16 protein-coding genes are annotated in these 23,428 nt (G+C 72.9%); 7 read left to right on the top strand and 9 right to left on the bottom strand.

Features of this window, described 5'->3' with window-relative positions:
- Positions 1 to 27: 27 nt before the first annotated feature.
- From V6U82_RS07865 to mfd, 4 genes are all read right to left on the bottom strand, one after another.
- Positions 28 to 1,647 (bottom strand): DUF885 domain-containing protein, encoded by a 1,620-nt coding sequence (locus V6U82_RS07865; RefSeq protein ID WP_334460118.1) that lies wholly within the window; start codon positions 1,645 to 1,647, stop codon positions 28 to 30.
- Between the two features lie 467 nt (positions 1,648 to 2,114).
- On the bottom strand, positions 2,115 to 3,104 hold the full coding sequence (locus tag V6U82_RS07860) for a nucleoside triphosphate pyrophosphohydrolase (RefSeq protein WP_334460116.1): 990 nt from the start codon (positions 3,102 to 3,104) through the stop codon (positions 2,115 to 2,117).
- A complete protein-coding gene (locus tag V6U82_RS07855; RefSeq protein ID WP_334460115.1) occupies positions 3,101 to 3,871 on the bottom strand; it encodes a hypothetical protein in 771 nt (256 codons plus the stop codon). The genes V6U82_RS07860 and V6U82_RS07855 overlap by 4 nt, the downstream gene beginning before the upstream one ends.
- A 103-nt stretch (positions 3,872 to 3,974) precedes the next feature.
- Positions 3,975 to 7,631 (bottom strand): transcription-repair coupling factor, encoded by a 3,657-nt coding sequence (mfd, locus tag V6U82_RS07850; RefSeq protein ID WP_334460113.1) that lies wholly within the window; start codon positions 7,629 to 7,631, stop codon positions 3,975 to 3,977.
- A 155-nt stretch (positions 7,632 to 7,786) separates the two neighbouring features.
- On the opposite strand from mfd, the gene V6U82_RS07845 reads away from it, so the two are divergent.
- Positions 7,787 to 8,695, top strand: coding sequence for a cyclase family protein (locus V6U82_RS07845; protein ID WP_334460111.1), 909 nt, complete (start codon positions 7,787 to 7,789; stop codon positions 8,693 to 8,695).
- Between the two features lie 174 nt (positions 8,696 to 8,869).
- Here the strand turns inward: V6U82_RS07845 and V6U82_RS07840 are convergent, their stop codons facing one another.
- Complete coding sequence (locus V6U82_RS07840; RefSeq protein WP_334460110.1) at positions 8,870 to 9,910, bottom strand: S66 family peptidase; 1,041 nt, start codon at positions 9,908 to 9,910, stop codon at positions 8,870 to 8,872.
- Between the two features lie 83 nt (positions 9,911 to 9,993).
- Between V6U82_RS07840 and V6U82_RS07835 the strand changes: the two genes are divergently transcribed.
- A complete protein-coding gene (locus tag V6U82_RS07835) occupies positions 9,994 to 11,022 on the top strand; it encodes a hypothetical protein (RefSeq protein WP_128136692.1) in 1,029 nt (342 codons plus the stop codon).
- A 123-nt stretch (positions 11,023 to 11,145) separates the two neighbouring features.
- A complete protein-coding gene (gene ppc / locus V6U82_RS07830; RefSeq protein ID WP_334460109.1) occupies positions 11,146 to 13,932 on the top strand; it encodes a phosphoenolpyruvate carboxylase in 2,787 nt (928 codons plus the stop codon).
- Between the two features lie 49 nt (positions 13,933 to 13,981).
- Here the strand turns inward: ppc and V6U82_RS07825 are convergent, their stop codons facing one another.
- A complete protein-coding gene (locus V6U82_RS07825) occupies positions 13,982 to 14,773 on the bottom strand; it encodes a hypothetical protein (protein ID WP_334460108.1) in 792 nt (263 codons plus the stop codon).
- Between the two features lie 54 nt (positions 14,774 to 14,827).
- Between V6U82_RS07825 and V6U82_RS07820 the strand changes: the two genes are divergently transcribed.
- Entirely contained in the window at positions 14,828 to 16,006 is a 1,179-nt protein-coding gene (locus tag V6U82_RS07820; protein WP_120571611.1) for a DNA recombination protein RmuC, read from the top strand.
- A gap of 148 nt (positions 16,007 to 16,154) precedes the next feature.
- Entirely contained in the window at positions 16,155 to 19,445 is a 3,291-nt protein-coding gene (locus V6U82_RS07815; RefSeq protein WP_334460107.1) for a S8 family serine peptidase, read from the top strand.
- Positions 19,446 to 19,503: 58 nt separating this feature from the next.
- Here V6U82_RS07815 and V6U82_RS07810 read toward each other — a convergent pair whose 3' ends face one another.
- A complete protein-coding gene (locus V6U82_RS07810) occupies positions 19,504 to 19,914 on the bottom strand; it encodes a hypothetical protein (protein WP_128136696.1) in 411 nt (136 codons plus the stop codon).
- Positions 19,915 to 19,952: 38 nt separating this feature from the next.
- On the bottom strand, positions 19,953 to 20,942 hold the full coding sequence (locus tag V6U82_RS07805; protein WP_181726526.1) for a 4-hydroxy-3-methylbut-2-enyl diphosphate reductase: 990 nt from the start codon (positions 20,940 to 20,942) through the stop codon (positions 19,953 to 19,955).
- A gap of 87 nt (positions 20,943 to 21,029) precedes the next feature.
- Between V6U82_RS07805 and xseA the strand changes: the two genes are divergently transcribed.
- Together xseA and V6U82_RS07795 are read left to right on the top strand one after the other, a co-directional pair.
- Entirely contained in the window at positions 21,030 to 22,286 is a 1,257-nt protein-coding gene (gene xseA, locus V6U82_RS07800; protein WP_334460106.1) for an exodeoxyribonuclease VII large subunit, read from the top strand.
- 13 nt (positions 22,287 to 22,299) lie between these two features.
- On the top strand, positions 22,300 to 22,512 hold the full coding sequence (locus V6U82_RS07795; RefSeq protein ID WP_128136699.1) for an exodeoxyribonuclease VII small subunit: 213 nt from the start codon (positions 22,300 to 22,302) through the stop codon (positions 22,510 to 22,512).
- A gap of 40 nt (positions 22,513 to 22,552) precedes the next feature.
- Here V6U82_RS07795 and V6U82_RS07790 read toward each other — a convergent pair whose 3' ends face one another.
- Positions 22,553 to 23,392, bottom strand: coding sequence for a hypothetical protein (locus V6U82_RS07790; RefSeq protein WP_128136700.1), 840 nt, complete (start codon positions 23,390 to 23,392; stop codon positions 22,553 to 22,555).
- Positions 23,393 to 23,428: the final 36 nt, after the last annotated feature.

Below are 23,428 nucleotides of genomic sequence, written 5' to 3'. Positions count from 1 at the left end.
GGTCGGGTCGCCGCCCGGCGGTGAGCCTCACACCCCCAGCAGCGTCCGCAGGTGGCGCGGCGGCGGGCAGTCGTGCGCCAGCATGGCGTCGTGCCAGTCGCGCAGCGGCACCCCGTCCGGCCGGGCGGCCGCGATGTCGGCCATCTCGCTGTAGCCGACGAAGTACGTGGAGAGCTGCGTCGAGGTGAGCAACGCCCGCCGCCACTTGCCGGCCGCCTCGCCCTCCTCCTGGAAGCCGCGCCCGGTCATCAGCGCCATCGCCTCGGACTCGGGCAGGTCGTCGCAGTGCACGAGCTGGTCCAGCAGCGCGTTGATGGTCATCCGGAGCTGCATCTTGAGCTGCTGCAACCGCACCGGCAGCCCGCCGAAGCCGAGCCCGGCCATCAGCTCCTCCGCGTAGACCGCCCAGCCCTCGATGAACACGCCCGACTCGGTGAGCGCGCGTACCCGCGTCGGGCCCTCGTAGCGGCGGGCATGGGCGAGCTGGAGGAAGTGCCCGGGCATCGCCTCGTGCACGGTCAGGTTGCGGATCATGTGGTCGTTGTACTCGCGGTAGAACGACTCGACCCGCTGCGCCGGCCAGTCCGCCGGGGTGGGCGAGATGCAGTAGAACGTCGGCACGTCGGCCGTCTCCAGCGGACCCGGCGAGTCGCAGTAGGCCACCGCCACGCCCCGCGCGAACTCCGGCATCTCCTGGATGACGCACGGGTCGCTGACCATGCTGACCAGGTCGTGGTGGCGGACGAAGTCACTCGCCTCGTCCAGCGTGACCGAGGCGAGGTCGACGATCGTGGCGTCGTCCGGGTGTTCGGCGGCCAGCAGGTCCAGCGCCCGGCGTACCGTCTCGTCGTCGGCCGGACCACCGACCAGCTCGACCGCCGCCGCGCGGATCTCCTCGGTGACCCGGTCGAGGTTGGCCCAGGCGCGGCGCTGCACCTCGGCGGCGCTCAGCTCGGTGTCGAGCGTGTGCCACAGCCGCGCCTCCCACCGCCGCCGGCCCAGCCGCGGGTCACGCCCCGGGCCGGCGTCGGCGGCCAGGCCCTGCCGCAGCCAGGCCACGAACTCCTCCAGCGCGGCGATCGCCTCGGTGGCCGCCGGGCCGACCCGGTCGCGCAACGCCGGCGCCTCGGCGAGCAGCCCGGGCACCTCGTCGCGGATCAGCGCCGCCGTACCGGTGAACTGCCCGACCGCCGTCTCCGCGTGGACCCGCGGCATGTCCCGCAGCGTCGCGCGCGCCGTCGACAGCGCATCGGGTACGGCCGACAGACGCCCGGCCAGGCTGGTCAGGCGCTCCTCGGCCGGGGCGAAGGGACGGGCCAGCAGGGCGTGCAGCAGCGGCCCCGGATTGTGGCGCAGCGGATCCCACTCGTGGGTGCGGATCTCGGTGGCCTCGAACAGACCCCGGTCGACGAGGCTGGTGAGCAGCGCGTGGTCGACGCTCTCCGCCGGGTCGAGCGCATCCGGGTCGATCTCCGCGAGCGCGTCGGCCGCGTCCTTCAGCATCGCCTGGTCGGCGGCGAGGGCGTCGGCGGAGAGATCGGGCAGCCGGTCGTCGTACCGGTGGTCCCCGGCGGAGGTCGCCAGCCCGGGCCGGCTCTCCAGCAACGCCTCCACGATCCGCTCCGCCAGCGGCCCGAACGACTCCATCCCCCGACCCTACCGACCGCCCCGCCCCTCCCCCTCCCTCCCTCCCTCCTCCCTCCTCCCTCCCCGTCGCGTTGATCAAGGAGTTTGTGTCCTCGTCACCGTCCAATCCCGACACAAACTCCTTGATCACCGCCCGGAGGCACTCGGAGGCGGTTGTCTCGACCGGGCCACCCCCGTCCAGGACGGCGGGCGAGCACCACTCCCCGGACGGGCTGTAGATCTTGGTACGAAAAGGCCCCCATGAGGGCACTTTCCTACCAAGATCTACAGCAGCGTCCGGAATGTGGACGACATGTCCCGCGTGACGGGAGGCGGGGCGACCGTCTGCGGCGATCTTGCACTTTGTGCCCGGGCGAATGGGGCTATTCGCGACATCCACGGCGCAGCAAGTGCAAGATCGCGGGCGCCGGGCGGGCCGGGGAAGCCGAGCCGAGGCGGCGGGGCGCGCCGGGCGGGGAGGGCCTGGGTCAGGTGGGGTGGTTCGGGGTGGAGCGTTCGGCGGCCCGAACCGCTTCGGCGTACGCCAGGGTGGCCCGCCGCAGCGCGGCCTCCGGGTCGATGCCGGCCTGACGGGCAGCGGCGACGGTGGTCAGCAGGCTCGCGCCGAGCCGGGCCTCCGGGTCCACCTGCGACTCGGCCAGCGGGGGCGGTACGGCGAGGCCGACCCGGCCGGCCCGGTCCAGGATCTTCGCGGCCAGCGAGAGCGCGGGCTGGCTCAGCGCGATGCCGTCCAGCACCGATTCGCGGGTCTTCTCGGCCCGCTTGATGCGTTCCCAGTTCGCCTCGATCTCCTCGATCGAGCCGGCCGGTTCACCGGAGAACACGTGCGGGTTGCGCCGCACCATCTTGTCGACCAGGGTGCCCGCGACGTCGTCGACGGTCCAGCTCTTGCCGTCCGGCAGGTTCTCCGCCAGCCGGGCGTGCAGCAGCACCTGGAGCAGCACGTCGCCCAGTTCCTCGCGGAGCGCGTCGGTGTCGTCGGTGCTGATCGCGTCGTACGCCTCGTAGCACTCCTCCAGCAGGAAACCGGCCAGGGTGCGGTGGGTCTGCGCCCGCTTCCACGGATCGCCGCCCGGGGAGGCCAGCCGGTCCATCACCTCGACCGCGTCGAGCAGCCGGGCGCCGGGCGGATCCCACGAGCCGTACATGAGCTCCAGCTCGGCCAGGCCGGGCTCGCGGGCCAGCCGCAGCCCCAGCTCACGGGCCAGCGTCTCGTCGCCGGCCGGGCCGGCGAGCCACACCGCGCCGCCCTGCGCGGCGGCGGCGCCGAGCAGCGCCTGGGTCGCACCCTCGGTCACCACGCTGACGTCGGCGCCGGCCGTCCGGACCGCGCGGGTCAGCTCGCTCTCCGCACCGGCGAGGACCGGCGCGGAGCGTACGGCGTCCCAGGCGGCCGAGGTCAGCAGACCGGCGGGCAGCCGGGGTGAGGTGACGAGCAGGACGATACGCGCGGTCATACGGCTCCGGGAGCCGGCGAGTCACCGGCCGGCGCCTCCGGCGTCGAGATGTCGGTGACCGGGCCGTCCTGGTCGACGTACGGGAGGGAGTAGAAGACGAACGACTGGCCGGTGTTGACCAGCGACGGTACGCCGGTGACGCCGAACCGGGGGTTGACCCGGACGTTCGACTTCTCGGCCTGCTCCTGCAGCGCGCTGCTGAGCGCGGTGGCGGTGCGGACGAACCCGGCCTCGCCGAACGCCTGCCGGACCTGGTCGACGCTCAGGCCCGGCTGGATCGCCCCGGTCTTCTCGAGGGCGTGGTAGACGGCCATCAGGGACTCGTCGCTGAGGTCGGCCGGGGGCAGGCTCTGCTGGAGCGTGCCGGAGAGGTCGACCCACTCGCCCCACAGCTTCGTGTACTCGGTGGCCGCCGGCATGCGCAGCGCCTGCTGGATCTGCTCCGGGGAGATCTGGTCGGTGACCTGGAGGCCCTTCTCGGCCGCCACACGCTTACCCAGGTCGATCGCGACCAGCAGGTTCAGCACGTCCTGCCGGGTCACCGAGGACCGCAGCTCGGCCGGCGACGGCGTCTGCGGCGCCTGGCTACGGACCGCGTCCGCGTACTGCCGCTGCGCGTCCTCGTAGATCGCGTCGACCCGGTCGACGGAGTACCGGGTGTCGCCGACATAGGCGGCGACGTCCGGGGCGGAGCGGCCACAGGCGGCGAGGGAGAGCGCGGCGAGGGCCGCGACGCTGACAGCGACGAGGGAACGGCGAGCACGCATGAGGGTCACTCTCTCACGCCCCGTACCGGCCTGTGACTCCGCCCACCTCATCGCGCACCCACCGCCGACCGGGCAACACCGGGAACTCCTCGGGCTTGCTGTGTCATCGTCCGCTCGCCACTGCGGGGCTGGCAACACCGGCCAGCTCCTCGGGCTTGCCGAGGACGTCGGCCAGGAGCTGACCGCACCACTCCAGCAGCGCCTGGTCGCGCAACGGCTCGCCGCCGATCCGCCGGGTGCTCGGCCGGGGCACGCTGACCTGGTCGAGCGCCTGCTTGTAGACCGAGTCCGGGTGGTAGCGCTTGAGGCGCATCTGCTTCGAGTCGGGCAGCGGCAGCGGGCCGAACCGGATGTGCTTGCCCTGCATCGACACGTCGGTGAGCCCGTAGCGGCGGGCGAGCAGCCGGAACCGCGCCACCGCGACCAGGTTCTGCACCGGCGCGGGCGGCTCGCCGTACCGGTCGGTCATCTCGGCGACCACCTCGCGCAGCCGCTCCTCGTCGCGGGCCTCGGCGAGCTTGCGGTACATCTCCAGGCGCAGCCGCTCCACCGCCACGTAGTCGTGCGGCAGGTGCGCGTCGATCGGCAGGTCGACCTTGACCTCCGTCTCCTCCTCAATGCTCTCGCCCTTGAAGGCGGACACGGCCTCGCCGACCATCCGCACGTACAGGTCGAAGCCGACGCCCTCGATGTGGCCGGACTGCTCGCCGCCGAGCAGGTTGCCGGCGCCGCGGATCTCCAGGTCCTTCATCGCCACGTACATGCCGGCGCCGAGTTCGGTGTGCTGGGCGATGGTGGCCAGCCGCTCGTGCGCGTTCTCGGTGAGCGGCTTCTCCGGCGGGTAGAGGAAGTACGCGTACGCCCGCTCCCGACCCCGGCCGACCCGGCCGCGGATCTGGTGCAGCTGGGCCAGGCCGAGCAGGTCGGCCCGCTCGACGATGAGCGTGTTGGCGTTCGGGATGTCGATGCCGGACTCGACGATGGTGGTGCAGACGAGGACGTCGAACTCCTTCTCCCAGAAGCCGACCATCACCTTTTCCAGCGCCTCCTCGCCCATCTGGCCGTGCGCCACCGCGACCCGGGCCTCCGGCACCAACTCCCGGAGCTTGCGGGCCGTCTTCTCGATCGACTCGACCCGGTTGTGCAGGTAGAAGACCTGACCGTCGCGCAGCAGCTCACGGTGGATGGACGCGGCCACCTGCCGGTCGTCGTACGCGCCGACGAACGTGAGCACGGGGTGTCGCTCCTCCGGCGGGGTGGCGATGGTGGACATCTCCCGGATGCCGGTGATCGCCATCTCCAGCGTGCGGGGGATCGGGGTGGCCGACATGGCGAGCACGTCGACCGAGGCGCGCAGCGTCTTCAGGTGCTCCTTGTGCTCGACGCCGAACCGCTGCTCCTCGTCGATGATGACCAGCCCCAACTGCTTGAACCGGGTGGACGCCTGGAGCAGCCGGTGGGTGCCGATGACGATGTCGACGGTGCCGGCGGCGACCATCTCCAGCGTCTGCTCGGTCTCCTTCGGCGTCTGGAACCGGGACAGCTGCCGGATCGACACCGGGAACTGGCTCATCCGCTCGGCGAACGTGTTGTAGTGCTGCTGCACCAGCAGCGTGGTCGGTACCAGCACGGCCACCTGCTTGCCGTCCTGCACCGCCTTGAACGCCGCCCGTACCGCGATCTCGGTCTTGCCGTAGCCGACGTCGCCGCAGATCAGCCGGTCCATCGGGACGGTCTGCTCCATGTCCCGCTTGACCTCCTCGATGGCGGCCAGCTGGTCGGGCGTCTCCTGCCAGGGGAACGCGTCCTCCAGCTCCCGCTGCCACGGGGTGTCGGGGCCGAAGTTGTGCCCCTTGGACGCCTTGCGCGCGGCGTAGAGCTGGATGAGCTGCGCGGCGATCTCGCGGACCGCCTTGCGCGCCCGCGCCTTGGACTTCTGCCAGTCCGAGCCGCCCATCTTGTGCAGCGTGGGCTGCTCGCCGCCGACGTAGCGGGACAGCTGGTCGAGCTGGTCGGTGGGGACGAACAGGCGGTCGCCGGGCTGGCCGCGCTTGCTCGGCGCGTACTCGATGACCAGGTATTCGCGGCTGGCGCCGTTGACAGTGCGCTGCACCAGCTCGACGTAGCGGCCGATGCCGTGCTGCTCGTGCACGACGAAGTCGCCGGCCTTCAGCTCCAGCGGGTCGATGGTGTTGCGCCGCCGGCTGGGCATCTTGCGCATGTCGCGGGTGGAGGTGCCCCGGCCGCCGGTGACGTCGTTGCCGGTGAGCAGCACGAACTTCGACGCCTCGTCGACGAACCCGGCGGTCAGGCAGCCGCAGGACACGAGCAGCTCGCCCGGTGCGGGCGCGGCGGGCACCTCCTCGGTGAGCCGGGCGCCGAGACCGGCGTCGCGCAGCACCTCGACGGCCCGCTGGGCGGGACCGTGCCCCTCGAAGACGAGCGCGATCGACCAGCCCTCGCCGGCCCAGCGCTTCAGGTCGTCGACCACCCGGGCGGTCTCGCCGTGGTAGAGCGGTGCCGGCTGGGCGGCCAGGCTCACCGCGATGGCGTCGTCGGGGGTGACGTCGACCTCGGCCGGCTCGTCCTCCCAGGGCTGCCGGGCCGGTGCCGCGTCCGCCTCGACCAGGCCGAACGGCGCGAGCGTCCACCAGGGCTGGCGCAGGGCGCGGGCTGCCGTGCGTACCTCGGCCAGGGTCTTGAAGGCGGCGGCGCCGAGGTCGACCGGGGCCTGGCCGCCGACGGCGGCCGCGGCCCAGCTGGCCTGGAGGAACTCCTCCGAGGTACGGACCAGGTCGTGCGCGCGGGTGCGGATGCGCTCGGGGTCGCAGAGGAGGACGTGGGTGCCGGCCGGCATGCAGTCGACCAGCAGTTCCAGCGCGTCGGCGCCGATCAGGGCCGGGGCGAGCGACTCCATGCCCTCGACCGGGATGCCCTCGGCCAGCTTGTCCAGGATCTCGGCCAGCTCGGGGTGCTCGGCGGCGAGCGCGGCGGCCCGCTTCCGCACGCCCGGGGTGAGCAGCAGTTCGCGGCACGGCGGCGCCCACATCTGCGCGACGCCCTCGATGGTGCGCTGGTCGGCGACCGCGAACGTGCGGATCTCCTCCACCTCGTCGCCCCAGAACTCGACCCGGGACGGGTGCTCGTCGGTGGGCGGGAAGACGTCCAGGATGCCGCCGCGTACCGCGAACTCGCCGCGCTTGGTGACCAGGTCGACCCGGGCGTACGCCATGTCGGTGAGCCGGCGGGCGACCTCCTCCAGGTCGGCCTCGTCACCGGCGGCGAGCTGGACGGGCTCCAGGTCGCCGAGGCCCTTGAGCTGCGGCTGGAGCAGCGACCGGACCGGCGCGACGACGACCCGCAGCGGCCCGGTGCGGCCGTGCGCGTCGGCGGCGTCCGGGTGGGCGAGGCGGCGCAGCACGGCGAGGCGCCGCCCGACCGTGTCGGAGCGGGGGGACAGGCGCTCGTGCGGCAGCGTCTCCCAGGAGGGGAAGACCGCCACCTGCTCCGGCGGCAGCAGGCTGCCCAGCGCGGAGGCCAGGTCGTCGGCCTCCCGGGTGGTGGCGGTGACCGCGAGCACGGGGCGGCCCGCGCCGCCGGCCGGCTCGTCGGCGGCGACCGCTGCCACCGCGAACGGGCGCAGCGCGGCGGGGGCGGTGAGGTCGAGCCCGTCGACCTGCGCGGCACCGGAGCGCGCCAGGTCACGCGCCCGGGCCAGCCCCGGGTCGGCCAGGGCGGCGGAGAAGAGTCCGGTGAGCATCAGTGATCACTTCCAGCGGATCGACACACGACGACGACCCCGCGTCCAGCCGGACGGGGGGTGCACCGTCCGAGCCTATCCCCCTCCACCGACGATCCGGGCCAGCCCGATGTTGGATCTTGACCGGCCGTGACCGGGCGTGGTGCGGTGGGCGGATGGTCGAGTATCGGGCGGTCTTCGACGCCGAGGTAATTTTCTCCAACGGTGGCGGTCTGCGCACCGACGGGTTCCGGCTGGACGTGCCGCACCCGGACGTCACCGACGACGAGGTGGGCGCGCTGCTGGTCCGGCACCTGGGGCTGCTCATGGTCGGCGAGGTGCGGATCACCAACCGGACCGTCGTCGAGGAGCCGCACAAGGGCGGGCGGGGCCTCGATGTCCCGGCCTCCGGTGGGCGGAGGCTCGTCGAACTGAGTCACGTGGTTACCGACGGCATGGTCACGCTGCCCGGCTGGCCCGGACCGGCGATCACCGACTGGCTGACCCGGGAGGACTCCCGGGGGCGGTACGCGCCCGGTGTCGAGTTCCACGTCGCGCGGATCGACATGATCGCCAACACCGGCACGTACGTGGACACGCCGTCGCACCGCTTCGCCGACGGCCCGGACCTGACCGGGGTGCCGCTGGACCGCCTCGCCGACCTGCCCGGCCTGGTGGTACGCGTGCCGGCCGGCACCCGGGCGGTGGACAAGCTGATGCTGGCCCCGTACGACGTCGCCGGGTGCGCGGTGCTGTTGCACACCGGTTGGGACGCGCACTTCGGCACCGACGCGTACGCCGCTCCGGAGGCGCCCTACCTGACCGGTGACGGCGCGCAGTGGCTGGCCGAGGCGGGCGCGGCACTCGTCGGCATCGACTCGATCAACATCGACGACATGACGGCGGCGGCAGCGGGACAGCGCCCGGCGCACACCGGTCTGCTGGCCGCCGGGGTGCCGATCGTGGAGCACCTGACCGGCCTGGACGCGCTGCCGCCGACCGGTTTCCGGTTCACCGCGGCGCCGCCGCGGGTGGCCGGCATGGGCACGTTCCCGGTCCGCGCGTTCGCCGTCGTGGCCGCCTGACCCACGCCGCCAAGCGCCGCCAAGCGCCGGGTGGAACGCCATGGGTGTCAAAAGGGCGCTGAGACACCCATAGCGTTCCACTGACCGCCCCTTCGATGCGTGAGTGGAACGGCATGGGTGCCAAACGGGGACGTAGACACCCATGCCGTTCCACCGAGCCGACGAGCGCCGGGCTCAGTAGCGCACGGCGATCTGGCGCTCCACCGCGTCCACGCGGATCTCGCCGCCGTACGGGATGATCAGCTGCGGGTCGGTGTGGCCCAGGTCGACGTCGAAGACCACCACCGGGTCGTCGGCGTACGGCCCGATCGCCCGCAGGATCGCCGCCCGCTGCTCCTCACCCCAGGCCAGCCGCTCCGTGACCGAGTGCGGCCGGGCGAAGTCCCATGCCTTGGGGCGGCCGACCACGATCGCCGGGAAGCCGGCGAGCAACCCGCGCTCGCCCAGGTTCCGCACGATCCGGAAGACCTCCTCGGCCGGTGGCATCTCCTCCGAGGTCTCCACCACGAGCACCGAGCCGGCCAACTCGGCGGCCGACGGCACCCGGTCGGCGGCGGCCAGCCAGTGCACGATCTCCAGGTTGCCGCCCCACGTCCGGCCCTGCACCACCCGGGCCGGGCCGTGCCAGCGCCAGCCGTCGGACGGATACATCGGCGGCTCCTCGGCCAGCGTGGCCGGGTCACGCCAGTCGCACGGCTCGTCCCCCCACTCGGGGGCGGGAGTCAGCTCGTACCAGCCGGAGGTGAACAGCGCGGCGCGCAGCGAGTCGAGCGTGAGCGGGTGCGGCTTGCCGGAGCGCCCGAGGTGCACCAGCACCGAACCGCCGTGGTAGCCGACGACACCCAGCCGGTAGAGGTGGTTGAGCACGTTGGTGTTGTCCGAGTAGCCGAAGTACGGCTTCGGGTTGGCCCGCAGCACCTCGTCGTCCAGGTGCGGGGTGACGGTGATCAGGTCGTCTCCGCCGACTGTGGCCAGCACGGCGGTGATCGTCGGGTCGGCGAACGCGGCGGTCAGGTCACGCGCCCGGTCGCGCGGGTCGGCGCCCATGACCCGGGTGGTCGGATACTCCACCGGTTCCAGCCCCAGCTCGTCGCGGAGCCGGCGCAGGCCCAGCTCGTACACGTGGGGGAAGAGACCCGGCAGGCCGGCGGAGGGTGAGACGACCGCGACCCGGTCGCCCGGCTGCGGTTTGGCGGGATAGACAGGCACCGTCATGGCCCGACGCTATCGGCCTGGGCCAGCGGTTTTCACCCGACAAACCCCACGAGCCGGGCATATGACCGCAATAGGCTGTGGCCGTGGACGACGAGCCGGAGCTGCGTACCCGGGACTGGCTGCCCCGCACGGCGGCGCTGATCCTCGGCACCCTGGCGCTGGCGAGCGCGTTCATCGCCGCCTACGTCGGCGCGCTGCACAAACCGGACCCGCGCGACGTGCCGGTCGCCGTCGTCACGAGCGACCAGCAGGCCCAGGCCGTGATGTCCGCCGTCCGCGCCCGCACCGACGTGATCAAACCCGTCGGGTACGACAGCCGCGGCGCCGCCGGGGACGGCCTCACCGACCGGTCGGTGTACGCGGTGCTCAGCTCCGCCCCGGAGGGCGGCCTGACGCTCGCCACCGCCAGCGCGGGCGCGCCCGCCGCCACCGAACTCGTCACCGACGTGTTCACCGAGGCGGCCCGGCAGGCCGGGGTGCCGCTCCAGGTCACCGACGACGTGCCGGTCTCCGCCGACGACCCGCGCGGCCTGGTCCCGTTCTACCTGGCCGTCGGCGTGGTGCTCGGCGGCTACCTGGCGTCCACGGCGCTCGGCATCTCGCTCGGCACCAGCCCGCGCGACCTGCGCCGGGCCGGGCTGCGGATCGCCACGCTCGCGGTGCACGCGATCCTGCTCGGCGTCATCGGCGCGATCCTGGTCGGGCCGGTTCTCGGCGTGTTCGAAGACCGCGTGGCGACGGTCGCGGTGGTCGGCGCGCTCGCCGCGTTCGCGGCCGGGATGGTGGCCGCCGCCGTGCAGGGCTGGCTCGGGCTGCTCGGCACCGGCATCGTGATCCTGCTGCTCGTCGTGCTCGGCAACCCCGGCTCCGGCGGCATCTACGCGCCCGAGTTCCTGCCGCCGTTCCTGCGCGGGATGCACCGCTGGAACGTGCCCGGCCTGGCCACCGACCTGTTCAAGTCGGCCATCTACTTCGACTGGCGCGGCGGCGGCTGGGCACTGACCGGCCTGCTGGTCTGGGTGGTCGCCGGCCTGGCCGGTCTGCTCACCGCGACCATGTTCCGCGCCCGCCGCCGCCCGGAGCGAGATCGGCACGCCGTCGAGCGGGGCTGACCGGCGGGCCGTCCCAGAGTGCAGATCATCACGCCGTCCCCCTCCTGTCCGCCGGGGCCGCGCGGATACCATCCAGAGGAGTCGGACAGCGCTGTCCTTCGTCCTCGCGTAAGGAGCGCAACCGTGACCGACCAGCACGACCACGACGGCCCCGACGCCGCTCTCCGGGCCGACATCCGCCGCCTCGGCACGCTGCTCGGGCAGACCCTCGCCCGGCAGGAGGGCCGCCCGCTGCTCGACCTGGTCGAGGAGATCCGCGCCCAGGTCCGCTCCGACGCGCCGGCCGCCGCCCAGCGCCTCGCCGGGCTCGACGTCACCACCGGCACGAAGCTGGCCCGCGCCTTCTCCACCTACTTCCACCTGGCGAACATCACCGAGCAGGTGCACCGCGCCCGGGACCTGCGCCGCCGCCGCGCCACCCACGGCGGCTGGCTGGACCAGGCGGCCAAGATGATCGCCGAGCGGGGCGTACCGGCCGAGGAGATCGCCGCCGCGGCCCGGCGGCTGGCCGTACGCCCGGTCTTCACCGCCCACCCCACCGAGGCGGCCCGCCGGTCCATCCTGTCCAAGCTGCGCGCGGTGGCCGACGAACTGGACGCCGAGACCGCGAACGCGATCCTCTACGGCGCCAGCGACGAGGGCCCGGCGAACCGCCGCCTGGCCGAGCTGCTCGATCTCATGTGGCAGACCGACGAGTTGCGGCTGGACCGGCCGGACCCGACCGACGAGGCGCGCAACGCGATCTACTACCTGCGGGACCTGTACGCCGAGGCCGCGCCGCAGGTCCTCGACGACCTCGCCGACACGCTGCGCACGCTCGGCGTGGAGACGTCGCCGACGTCCCGCCCGCTGAGCTTCGGCACCTGGATCGGCGGCGACCGCGACGGCAACCCGTTCGTCACGCCGGTGGTCACCCGCGAGGTGCTGCGCATCCAGCACGAGCACGGCATCGCCGCCACCGAGAAGGCGATGGACGAGCTGATCACCGAGGTCAGCGTCTCCCGGCGGCTGCGCGCGGTGTCGCTCGACCTGTCCGCCAGCCTCGCCAAGGACCTGGACGCGCTGCCCGAGGTGGCGCCCCGGTTCCGCCGGGTCAACGCGGAGGAGCCGTACCGGCTCAAGGCGCGGTGCGTGAAGGCGAAGCTCGCCAACACCCGGGAGCGGCTGCGCGCCGGCACCCCGCACGTGCCGGGGCGGGACTACCGGGGCTCGACCGAGCTGATCGCCGACCTGGAGCTGCTGCGCGCGTCGCTGGCCCGCAACTCCGGCCAGCTCACCGCCGTGGGTCGGCTCGCCTCGGCCATCCGTACGGTGTCCGCGTTCGGCCTGCACCTGGCCACCATGGACATCCGCGAGCACGCGGAGAAGCACCACGAGGTGCTGGCCCAGCTCTACGAGGCGGTCGGTGAGGTCTCCGACTACCCGGCGCTGTCCCGGCTGGAGCGCACCAAGCTGCTCGCCGACGAGCTGACCGGCCGCCGCCCGCTCTCCACCCAGGACAGCCCGCTCACCGAGTCGGCCCGCAAGACGTTCGACGTGTTCGCTGCCGTCCGCGAGGCGCAGGACCGGTTCGGCCCCGAGGTCATCGAGTCGTACATCATCTCGATGACGCTCGGCGTGGACGACGTGCTCGCCGCCGTGGTGCTGGCCCGTGAGGCCGGCCTGGTGGACGTGCACTCGGGGCGCGCCCGCATCGGCATCGTGCCGCTGCTGGAGACGCCGGCCGAGCTGAACTCCGGTGGCGAGCTGCTCGACGAGCTGCTGTCGCTGCCCGCGTACCGGGCGCTGGTGGCGGCGCGGGGCGACGTGCAGGAGGTGATGCTCGGGTACTCCGACTCCAACAAGGAGGCGGGCATCACCACCAGCCAGTGGTCCATCCACCGGGCGCAGCGCGCGCTGCGTGACGTGGCCGCGCGGCACGGCGTACACCTGCGGTTGTTCCACGGCCGGGGCGGCACCGTCGGCCGGGGTGGCGGCCCCACGCACGACGCGATCCTGGCCCAGCCGTACGGCACGCTCGACGGCGCGATCAAGGTGACCGAGCAGGGCGAGGTCATCTCCGACAAGTACACGCTGCCGGCGCTGGCCCGGGAGAACCTGGAACTGACGGTGGCGGCGGTGCTCCAGGCCACGCTGCTGCACACCGCGCCCCGGCAGCCGGCCGAGATGCTGGAACGCTGGGACGCGGCGATGGACGTGGTGTCGGAGTCGGCGTTCCGGTCGTACCGGTCGCTGGTCGAGGACCCGGACCTGCCCGCGTACTTCTGGGCCTCCACCCCGACCGAGCTGCTCGGCGCGCTGAACATCGGCTCCCGGCCGGCGAAGCGCCCGAACACCGGCGCCGGCCTGTCCGGGCTGCGCGCCATCCCGTGGGTGTTCGGCTGGACGCAGACCCGGCAGATCGTGCCGGGCTGGTTCGGCGTGGGTTCCGGGCTGGCCGCCGCGCGGGCGGCCGGGCTGGCCGACGTGCTCGCCGAGATGAACCGGAACTGGCACTTCTTCCGCACGTTCCTGTCGAACGTCGAGATGATGCTGACCAAGACCGACCTGACCATCGCCCGGCGGTACGTGGAGACGCTGGTGCCGAAGAAGCTGCACCCGATCTTCGACAAGATCGAGCAGGAGTACGAGCTGACCAAGCAGGAGGTGCTGGCGGTCACCGCCGCACCGGCGCTGCTGGACAACTCGCCGGTGCTCCAGCGCACGCTCGCCGTGCGGGACACCTACCTGGAGCCGCTGCACCACCTCCAGGTGGCGTTGCTGCGGCAGTACCGCGAATCAGGCGCCGCCGGGCGGGCGGTGGTGACCGCGCCGGGCGGGCGGCGTGCCCCGAACGACGGTACGGCGCTGGAGCGGGCGCTGCTGACCACCGTCAACGGCATCGCCGCCGGCATGCGCAACACCGGCTGATCCGTCCCGGGCGGGGCACTCGCGTGAGCGGGGGCCCCGCCGGGGCCGGCTACCAGTCGCCGCCGCCGAAGTCACCACCGAAGTCCCCGCCGCCGAACCCGCCGAAGTCCCCACCGCCGAAGTCGCCACCGGCGTAGTCCCCACCGCCGCCCATGTCACCGCCCATGTCGCCGCCCTGGTCGCCGAAGTCCTGGCCGTCGCCGAAGCCCTCCTGGTAGCCGGCGTCGTACCCGGGGTCGGCGAACGCGGGCGAGAACAGCGCGTCCGCGATCAGGAGACCACCGACCACACCGACGCCCGCGCCGAGCGCGGTCTTCCACCACGGCGTGGAGTACCAGCCGGCCGGCACCGGCCGCCCCTGGAACCGCCCACCCGGGTAGTAGTAGGGCGTCGCGTTCCCCGGCTGCGGGCCGGCCCGGAACGTCTGCCCCTGCACGTCGACCTGGCGCTCCTTGGTGAGCGCGCCCGCGCCCTGGGCGGCGGCGAGCGGCGGCAGCTCCGGCCCTGGGTCGATGCCCATCGCGGTCCGCGCCGCCCGGATGTACGCCAGCCCCTCCAGCGCGGTCTCCCGGGCCAGCCCGAACTGGCGCGGCGTGGTCGCCTGCTCCAGCTGCGAGCCGGCCGCGTTGTACCGCTCACCGGCGTCGGCGAGCGCCTGCCGGACCGCCGGGGCGTCGCCGTGCAGGTTCATCAGCTGGCCGCCGAGCCGCTCGTACCACCGCTGTGCCTCGGCGCGGGCGTCGGCCAGCTCGCTGGACCGACGCGATCTGCTCCCCCTCCGCCAGAACACGAACGCACCTCCGAGCAGCAGGATCAGGACCAGCCACAACGCGAACTCCATGACTCGAACGTACCCACCGGGCGCTCGTCGTACCCGTTTGGCAAGCTCTTGGCCATGAGCTTTGCGACGCTGGCCGTGGTGGTGCTCTGCCTCGCCGCGGGCGGCGCGGTGGGCTGGCTGGCCGCCCGGGCGCGCGCCGCGGCGGACATCGCCCGCCTGGAGGCGACACTGGCCGCCACCCAGGCCGGCGAGGGCCGGCTGGAGCAGTCCATGCGGGCGCTCAGCTACGAGGCGACAGCGCAGTCCCAGGAGGCGGTGGCCCGCGCGGTCGCGCCGCTGCACGACACGCTGCGCCGCTACGAGCAGCGGGTGGCGGAGCTGGAGCGGGACCGGGTCGACGCGTACGCCGAGCTGCGCGAGCAGGTGCGGTCCATGAGCGCTGTCTCCGGGGAGCTGCGCACCGAGACCAAGCAGCTGGTCGCCGCGCTGCGCGCGCCGCAGGTGCGGGGCCGCTGGGGCGAGCACCAGCTCCGCCGGATCGTCGAGGCCGCCGGCATGCTGGAGCACTGCGACTTCAGCGAGCAGGTCACCGCCGCGACCGACCACCAGGGGGTACGCCCCGACCTGGTGGTGCGCCTGCACGGCGGCCGGACGGTGGTGGTGGACGCGAAGGCGCCCTTCGACGCGTACCTGACCGCGATGGAGGCGCGCGACGAGCGCGGGCGCGACACCCACCTGGACGCGCACGCCCGGCACCTGCGCGCGCACGTGGACGGCCTGGCGGCCAAGTCCTACTGGTCGGCGTTCGACCAGACGCCCGAGTTCGTGGTGCTGTTCGTGCCGGCGGACCCGTTCCTCGACGTGGCGCTGCAACGCGACCCGTCCCTGCTGGAGCACGCGTTCGCCCGCAACGTGGTGCTCGCCACGCCGGCCACGCTGGTGGCGCTGCTGCGCACCGTCGCCTACTCGTGGCGGCAGGAGGCGCTGGCACGCAACGCCGCCACCGTCCACTCACTGGCCCGCGAGCTGTACGGGCGGCTGTCCACACTGGGCGACCACGTCGGCAAGCTCGGCAGCTCGCTGAGCGGGGCGGTGACCGCCTACAACCGGGCGGTGGGCTCGCTGGAGGCGCGGGTGCTCGTGAGCGCCCGCAAGCTGGCCGAGCTGGGCGTCTCCGACGACGAACTGGCCGCCCCGGCGCAGGTCGAGCTGGCACCGAGGCAGCCGCAGGCTCCCGAGCTGCTGAGTGCGCCGTCCACATCGGCCGAGAGGTCGACGGACGTCGACGCCTAACACGCCGCACGTGATGACGTAGACCGATTCTTGTCACGGACTGATCACAAACCCAGGCCGGGTAGTGACACATGTCGTCGTGGCACGCACGATCACCGTCACACGTGCCCTGCCCCTCGAGGGCCCTGTTCTCTGGAGGAAGAGAACGTTGAGTAAACCCCGCACGCGAAGCCGGCGACCGTCCGCCGCGCTCCTGGCCTCGGTCCTCGCGGCCGGCGCCCTGACCGTCGGAGGTGGCGCCGGTACCGCGAGCGCCGCCCCCGCCACCCAACCCTCGCAGCCGACCGCCGCGAAGGCACTGGGCGCACACGACGCCAAGCTGCTCGACGAGGCCGAGGCGAAGAACGCGCCGACCGTCACGATGATCATCGCGGCGAAGAAGGGCTCGGCCAAGAAGGTCGTCGACGGCCTGACCGGCCTGGGCGCCACCGTCAGCCAGCGGTACGACCAGATCGGCTACGTGCTGGCGAAGGTCCCCACCGCGAAGGCGCTCAAGGCCGCCACGCTGCCCGGTGTCGCCGCCGTCGACCTGGACGAGACCATCAAGCTCCCCGACCCGGCGCCCGAGGCGGCACCGAAGGGCGCGAAGACCGCCGCCCAGGCCCAGGCACTGGCCGGGCCGGGCGGTGACACCGGCGCGGTGAACCCGTACATGCCGACCAACGAGACCGGCGCGGAGGCCTTCAAGGCCGCGAACCCGCAGTGGGACGGCCGCGGCGTCACCATCGGCATCATGGACTCCGGTGTGGACCTCGACCAGCCGGCGCTCCAGACGACCACCACCGGCGAGCGCAAGATCGTCGACTGGGTCACCGCCACCGACCCGCTGGAGGACGCATCCTGGCGGCCGATGCTGACCGAGGTCAGCGGCCCGGAGTTCACCACCTCGCTGGGCACCTGGACGGCGCCGGCCGGCAACTACCGGTTCAACGTCTTCCGCGAGAACATCACCGCGAACAGCGACGCGCGGGGTGACCTCAACCGCGACGGCGACACCACCGACTTCTGGGGCGTGCTCTACAACCCCACCACCGGTGACGTGCGCGTCGACGCGAACCAGAACAACGACTTCACCGACGACGAGGTGATGCGGCCGTACAAGGAGAAGTTCCAGGTCGGTCACTTCGGCACGGACAACCCGGCCACCGCGGTACGCGAGCAGATCCCGTTCGTGGTCGAGTACCGGCGCAACGTGAACACCGCCCCGGTCGGCGGCCCCGGCCTGGTCGACTACGTCAACATCGGCATCATCGAGAGCACCCACGGCACCCACGTCGCCGGCATCACCGCCGCCAACGACATGCTGGGCAACAGCGCCTTCGACGGCGCAGCCCCGGGTGCCAAGCTGGTCTCCGCCCGCGCCTGCTCGTGGGGCGGCGGCTGCACCGCGGCGGCGCTCACCACCGGCATGGCCGACCTGGTGATCAACCGCAAGGTCGACGTGGTGAACATGTCGATCGGTGGTCTGCCCGCGCTCAACGACGGCTCGAACGCCCGCGCGGTCCTCTACAACGACCTGATCAACACGTACGGCGTGCAGCTGTTCATCTCGGCCGGCAACTCCGGTCCGGGCGTGAACACGGTCGGCGACCCGTCGGTCGCCACCGACGTGGTGAGCGTCGCGGCGAGCATCAGCAAGGACACCTGGCTGGCCAACTACGGCTCGGTGGTCCGCAAGGACAACGCGCTGTTCAACTTCTCCTCGCGCGGCCCGCGTGAGGACGGCGGTTTCAAGCCGAACGTCACCGCCCCCGGCTCGGCCATCTCCACCGCGCCGACCTGGCAGCCGGGCAACCCGGTGCCGGAGGCGGGCTACCCGCTGCCCCCGGGCTATCAGATGCTCAACGGCACCTCGATGGCCGCCCCGCAGGCCACCGGCGCCGCCGCGCTGCTGCTGTCGGCCGCCAAGGCGACCGGCAAGGGCGTCACCCCGGCCGCGCTGCGCCGGGCCGTCTACACCTCGGCCCAGCCGATCACCGGCGTCCCGACGTACGCGCAGGGCTACGGCATGTTCAACGTGCCGGGCGCGTGGAGCCTGCTCGCCAAGGGCGTGCCGACCCGCACCTACACCTCCGAGGCGCCGGTCTGCACCGAGCTGTCGCCGAACCTGACCCGCTACGACCGGGCCTCCGGCACGTTCGTGCCGAACCCGAACGTCGGCACCGGCCTCTACAACCGCTGCGCCGCCGACCGTGGTGGCCAGAAGGTCAAGGAGAGCCGCCACTACGAGGTGAAGCTGACCCGTACCAGCGGCCCGAACAAGGGCATCAAGCACGAGGTCGCCTTCCGCGGGAACGACGGCACCTACAGCGCCCCCAAGGTGGTGTGGCTGCCGCTGAACAAGACCGTCACGGTCAAGGTGAAGGCCAAGCCGATGACGGCCGGCGCGCACGGCGCCATCATGACCGTCGACGACCCGGCCACCAACGTGGTCGACTTCGAGGTCGCCACCGTCGTGATCGCCTCGAACCCGGTCGCCGCTCCGGCGTACTCGTTCTCGGCCGACGGCTCGGTCGAGCGCAACGGCTTCCGGTCGTACTTCGTGACGGTGCCGCCGGGTGCGGGCGCGCTCCAGGTCAACCTGTCCGGCATCGCCACCGGCTCGCAGACCCGGTTCATCGCCATCAACCCGTACGGCGTGCCGGTCGAGAGCACCGCCAGCACCGCCTGCTACACCAACTTCTCCGACGCCGCGGTCTGCAAGCCGCAGGAGCGGGACTACCAGAACCCGCTGCCGGGTGTGTGGGAGATCGAGGTGGAGGCGCGTCGCACCTCGCCGGCGCTGGACAACCCGTTCCGGCTCCAGGCGCGCGTGCAGGGCGTCACGGTGGAGCCGGCCGTCGTCCAGCTCCCGTCGGTCACCGCCGGCACCCCGGCCCCGGTGAGCTGGAAGCTGACCAACACGTTCGGCCCGGTCCAGGTGACCGGCGTCGGCGGCCCGCTGGCCAGCGTCCGCACCGAGCGGCCGAGCATCACCGAGGGCGCCAGCCAGGAGTACGTGGTGGAGGTGCCCGCGGGCGCCACCTCGTTCACCGCCCGGATCGGCAACCCGTCCGACCTGAGCGCCGACCTGGACCTGACCGTCTTCCGCGGCACCACCCAGGTGGGCCAGTCGGCCGACGGTGACTCGGAGGAGGCCGTCACGCTGACCAACCCGACGCCCGGCACCTACCGGGTCGTGGTCGACGGTTACTCGATGAGCGACCCGAGCACGGCGTACGACTACCGGGACTCGTTCGCGTCCCCGGAGCTGGGCACGCTCTCCGCGCCGTCCACGCCGCTGTCGCTGGCCAACGGCGCCACCGCCACCCTCACCGGTGCGGTGACCGCCCTGTCCACCCCGGCCGCCGGCCGGGAGCTGTACGGCGACCTGGCCGTGACCACCACCGAGGGCGCGGTCGTCGGCCGCGGTTCGGTCGAGGTCCTCGCGGTCAACTGATCCGCTGACACGACGGAGCCCCGTCCCCTCTCGCAGGGGGCGGGGCTCCGTCGTCTCGTCAGGCGGGGCGGGCGGACTCGACCACGAACGGGGTGCCCTGCTGGCAGGTGGTCATCATGCCCGGCTCGGGGCGGCCGGTGACCTCGACCCGGGCGCCGGCCTTGAGCACGTCGCGGGGGCCGCCGACGAGCAGGTGGCCGTCGAGCAGCAGGCAGTTCGGCTCGACGCCGGCCTGCACGGTGCCGCTGATGACGGTGCCGCCGACACCCGGCGGGGTCGACGGGCCGCCCTTCCAGGAGGGGTTCGGACGGCTCGGGCTCGTGCCGGGGTCGGGCTGGCTGGTCACGGGGGCGGCTCCCGTCGTACTCGGGCTGGGGCTGGGATCGGCGGACCCGTCGCCGGGTGCGGCGCAGGCGGTCAGCGCGAGACCGGCGAGCAGTGCGACGAGCACCGTACGAGGAGTCTTCATGGTCGGTTGGACGCGGCGGGCGGCCGATCCGTTCCCGGTCAGCCGCGGGCCGCGGCGGCGGCCTTCATGTCGCGCTTGAGCTCCTGCGGCAGCGAGAACGTCAGCCGCTCGTCGGCGGTGGTGATCTCCTCGACGTCGCCGAAGCCGCGCTCGGCCAGGTGCGCGAGCACCTGCTGGACCAGCTCGTCCGGCACGCTCGCGCCGGAGGTCACACCCACGGTCCGGGCGCCGGTCAGCCAGGCGTCCTCGATCTCGTGCGCGAAGTCGACCAGGTGCCCGGCGCGGGCCCCGGCGTCGAGCGCCACCTCGACCAGCCGGACCGAGTTCGAGGAGTTGCGCGAGCCGACCACGATCACCACGTCGCACTCGGGGGCGATCTCCTTGACCACGTGCTGGCGGTTGGAGGTCGCGTAGCAGATGTCGTCGCTGGGCGGCGACTGGAGCAGCGGCAGCCGCTTCTTGAGCCGGGCCACGGTCTCCAGCGTCTCGTCCACCGACAGCGTGGTCTGGGACAGCCAGACCACCTTCTCCGGGTCGCGCACGGTGACCTTGTCGACCCCGTCCGGGCCGTCGACGAGCTGGATGTGGGCGGGTGCCTCACCGGCGGTGCCGATGACCTCCTCGTGCCCCTCGTGGCCGATGAGCAGGATGTCGTAGTCCTGCGCGGCGAACCGGCGGGCCTCGTGGTGCACCTTCGTGACCAGCGGGCAGGTCGCGTCGATCGCCCGCAGCGAGCGCTGCTCGGCCTGCTCGTAGACCTCGGGGGCGACGCCGTGGGCGGAGAAGATGACGGTGGCGCCCTCCGGCACCTCCTCGTTCTCCTCCACGAAGATCGCGCCCTGGGCCTCCAGCGTGCGCACCACGTGCTTGTTGTGCACGATCTGCTTGCGCACGTAGATCGGCGCGCCGTAGAGCTTCAGCGCCTCCTCGACGGTCTGCACCGCCCGGTCCACTCCCGCGCAGTAGCCGCGGGGGTTGGCCAGGAGCACGCGCTTGCCGGTCCGGGGAGTCGTCTCAGCGTCAGTCACCCGCCCATCGTACGTGCCGCTCTCCCGCGCGGCAGCGGCCGCGAGGCGCACGCGGGCGCTGTCGGTCCCGCGCCGTAGGGTGGGCGGGTGAGCGCGGGAGAAGACGGCCGGGGAGCGCCGGACGGGCGGAGCACCCCGGACGGGCGGAGCACGGCCGAGGAGCCGTGGCCGGTCCGGGTGGTCAGCCAGAAGGTCGGCGCCTGGATCGCCCGCCTGGGCTGGGTGTGGGTCGACGGCCAGGTGGCGCAGATCAGCCGCCGCCCCGGCGCGAGCACCGTCTTCCTCACGCTGCGCGATCCGTCGGCCGACCTCAGCCTGACCGTCACCACCAACCGGGACGTGCTCGACTCGGGCGCGCCGGAGCTGCGCGAGGGCGCCCGGGTGGTGCTGCACGCCAAGCCCGAGTTCTACGCCGCGCGGGGCACGCTCAGCCTGCGGGCCGACGAGATCCGCCAGGTCGGCCTCGGTGAGTTGCTGGCCCGGCTGGAGAAGCTCAAGAAGCTGCTCGCCGCCGAGGGCCTGTTCGACCGGTCCCGCAAACGGCGGCTGCCGTTCCTGCCGGGCCGGGTCGGCCTGATCACCGGCCGCGCCTCGGCGGCCGAGCGGGACGTGCTGACCAACGCCCGGCGCCGCTGGCCCGCCGTCGACTTCCGCACGATCAACGTGGCGGTGCAGGGGGCGAGCGCCGTGCCGGACATCGTCGGCGCGCTCAAGGTGCTCGACGCCGACCCGGCCGTGGACGTGATCGTCATCGCCCGGGGCGGTGGCGGCATCGAGGATCTGCTGCCCTTCTCCGACGAGGCGCTGTGCCGGGCGGTCTTCGCCTGCCGCACGCCCGTGGTCAGCGCGATCGGCCACGAGACGGACGCGCCGCTGCTCGACTACGTGGCCGATGTGCGCGCCTCCACCCCCACCGACGCGGCGAAGCGCATCGTGCCGGACCTGACCGAGGAGGTCCGGCTGATCGGCCAGGCCCGGTCCCGGCTGGAGCGGGCCGTGCGTCACCTGGTCGACCGGGAGCAGCACCGGATCGACCTGCTGCGGTCCCGTCCGGTGCTGGCCCGGCCGCAGGTGATGGTCGAGCAGCGGGCGGTGGACGTGTCCGCGCTGCGCGACCGCGCCGGCCGGTCCCTGGAGCACCGGCTGCGGGGCGCGACCGACGACCTGCGGCACACGCTGGCCCGGCTGCGCGCGCTGTCCCCGGCGGCCACGCTGGAGCGCGGCTACGCGATCGTGCAACGCGCCGACGGCCACGTCGTCCGCGCGGCCTCCGAGGTGGCCAAGGGCGATCCACTGCGGGTACGCCTCGCCGAGGGCGAGCTGACCGCCACCGTCGACGGCTGAGGGAAGAGAGACGATGACCGGGACGAAGCAGGACGAACAACTCAGCTACGAGCAGGCCCGCGCCGAGCTGGCCTCGGTGGTGGAGCGGCTGGAGGCGGGCGGCACCTCGCTGGAGGAGTCGCTGGCCCTCTGGGAGCGCGGAGAGCAACTCGCCGGGGTGTGCCAGCGCTGGCTGGACGGCGCCCGCGCCCGCATCGACGCCGCCCGCCAGCGCGCCGAGGACTGACGGTGGGGTTCGGCGTGATCGTCGAACCCCACCGACGGCCTCAGTTGAACAGGTTGTACAGCTCGGCGGGGGCCTCGACGACCTGGTCGGCCGGGGGCTTCTGGGCCGCCGACGCGTTGCCGTAGTCGGTGTAGGTGATCTTCAGGTCCTGCGCGGCGCTCTGGCCGGCGGCCGGGATCTTGAGCACCATCTCGCTGAGCCGGCCCTGCGTGTCGACCTTGGCGGTGAACGGCACCGACTGGGCCTGCGCCCCGAGCGCGGTGATCACGGCCGGGTCGAGTGAGCCCGCCTCGGCGGCCTTCGACACGTCGACTGTGCCCTCGTACGCGCCCTCGCCGGTCTGCCGTACCTCGGTGATGCCCTGGGTGAGCACGGCGCTGCCGGCCGGGTCGAGCTTCTCGAAGTCGAAGCCCAGCGCCCGGTTGCCCTTGATCCGGTTCTGGTCGAGGTGGTGGTACTTGCCGGTGTTGAGGTTCTTCACGCCGGGGATCTGCGAGGCCGCCGTGCCGCCGAGTTCCAGCTTGACCCAGCTGTCCGGCTTGGCGTGGATCAGGTCCAGCTTCATCATCAGGTCCGACGACGGGTCGCCGATGGTCATCCGCATGTCGGCGCTCTGGCTCGGCTCGTGCACCTGCCCTTCGGCGGTGGAGCCCGCGCCGGTCATGGAGAACTTGAAGTTCCCCTCGCGGATCGCGTTCGTGGAGTCGAGCAGAGCCTGCTTGGCCGCGCTGCTGGACGCCGTGGCGCTCGGTGCGACGCTGCCGGAGGCGCTCGGGGTCGCGGAGGCGTCGGACGTCGTCCCGTTGCCGTTGCAGGCCGCCAGGCCGGGAATGAGCAGCGCCGCGGCGAACGCGGTGGCGCTGAAGCGTCGTATCTTCACGTCAACCTCTCCAGGTGGGTCGTCCGGGCTCGATGT

The sequence above is a fragment of the Micromonospora sp. CPCC 205554 genome (assembly GCF_036902745.1).
Lineage (GTDB): Bacteria > Actinomycetota > Actinomycetes > Mycobacteriales > Micromonosporaceae > Micromonospora > Micromonospora tulbaghiae.
The sequence above is the reverse complement of the archived record's forward strand: the minus strand, read 5'-3'. Positions and strand labels throughout refer to the sequence as shown.